The 1,722-nt window shown below is 64.5% G+C and carries 1 protein-coding gene and 1 pseudogene; both read left to right on the forward strand.

All coding sequences use genetic code 11. The annotated features are described in order from the left end of the window. Window positions 1–352: pseudogene (locus tag ACCD00_RS30570) on the forward strand (hypothetical protein); the annotation flags it as partial. After that, the coding region (locus tag ACCD00_RS30575; protein ID WP_413428916.1) for a BatD family protein at window positions 349–1,722 on the forward strand (1,374 nt) is incomplete at its 3' end. The pseudogene ACCD00_RS30570 and the gene ACCD00_RS30575, both read left to right, overlap by 4 nt.

The following is a 1,722-nucleotide window of genomic DNA, read 5'->3' on the forward strand; positions in this document are numbered from 1 at the left end:
GGCCACCAGCGAGGAGCCCCAGGCCACTGAGCAGCAAACACCGCCCGGCGCCACGACGCAGCCTTCGGACGGCGGCGAGCCGCAGGCGCAAGAACCGCAGACTGGCGCCGACACCAGGCATCCGCCCACGTCGCCACGCAAGCCCGGAACCAACGAAGTTCCAGGCAGTGAATTGGGTGACGAGCAACACACGACGCCGCCCTTGCGCCCGGCCACCGACAGCATCGAAGGTGAACAGCGTCAGGCGCTGGAGCAGTGGTTGCGGCAGATCCCGGATGACCCCGGTGAGCTGCTGCGGCGCAAATTCTGGTACGAACAGCAACAACATCAGGATCAGGAAAAAACTCGATGACCCGCTTCACCGTTATATTGCTCGCGCTGCTGCATGGCCTGTTGTTCTGCACCGTTCAGGCGCAGGCAGCAGAGCTGGTCGCCAGTGTGGACCGCAGTCGCCTGAGCTCGGGCGAGACGGTCGAGCTGACCCTGGAATCCACCGACGTGACACAGTTCGGCAAACCCGACATGACACCGCTGGAGCCGTTGTTCGAAGTGCGCGGCACACGCCAGGTCAACCAGTTGAACACCCTTAGCGGTGAAAACCGGGCCACCACACGCTGGATCGTCACCCTCCTGCCCCGGCAAAACGGCAGCGTGGTGATTCCGCCACTGCAACTGGGCGAACTGCAGAGCCAGCCGATCACCCTGCAAGTGGTCGAGAGCGAAACACCGGACAACCCGAACAAACGGGCCGCGGTGTTCATTGACGCCAGCCTCGATCAAACCAGCGTGTACGTTCAGGCCCAGGCGATCCTGACCCTGCGCATCTACCATTCGGTGTCGCTGTACGACGACAGCAGCCTGCCACCCTTGCAGATATCTGATGCCCGTATCGAACAATTGGGCGACTCACGCACCTACGAAAAAGACATCGACGGCCTGCGCCATGGCGTGATTGAAATGCGCTACGCGATCTACCCGCAACACAGTGGCGAACTGATCATTCCGGCGCAGGTCTTCAACGCTGCGCTGGTCGATGCACAACCGGTACAGGACGCGGCCCAGGGGCCGAAATCCGGCAAGCTGATGCGCGTGACCTCGGCCGAACTGCTGTTGACGGTCAAGGCCAAACCCATCACCTATCCGGCCGATGCCCCCTGGCTGCCTGCGCGCAGCCTGACCCTGAGCGATAGCTGGAACCCGGAGCCGGATCATGCCCAGGTGGGCGATTCATTGACCCGCAGCCTGACGGTGAAGGCCGAAGGCTTGTCCAGCACCCAGCTACCACCGCTGCCCGGCACCGATGTCGGCGGTCTGCGCCGCTACCCGGATCAACCAGTGCTCGGCAATCAGAACAGCGAACGCGGCCTGGTCGGCAGTCGTGAAGACCGCGAGGCCCTGGTGCCGACACGGACCGGCGCCATCGAGCTGCCCACCGTCGACGTGGTGTGGTGGAACACCTTCGAAGACCATCTGGAGCACAGCAGCCTGCCCGCTCGCACGCTGCACGTGGCGGCCAATCCGAACCTGGTGGTCGACACCCCGGCCGGCACCTCAGCGATCGATGCCAGCGCCGACAGCCAAGCGCTCTGGCGCTGGAAGCTCAGCACCTTGATTCTGGCCTGCACCACCCTGCTCGGCTTCGGCCTCTGGTGGCGTGGCCGCTGGCAACCGGCGGTGATGCGTGCCGCTCAAACCGGGCCAAGCCCGCGCACCGTCCTCGAC

Source organism: Pseudomonas sp. Pseusp3 (assembly GCF_047304225.1).
Classification (GTDB): domain Bacteria; phylum Pseudomonadota; class Gammaproteobacteria; order Pseudomonadales; family Pseudomonadaceae; genus Aquipseudomonas; species Aquipseudomonas fluorescens_CD.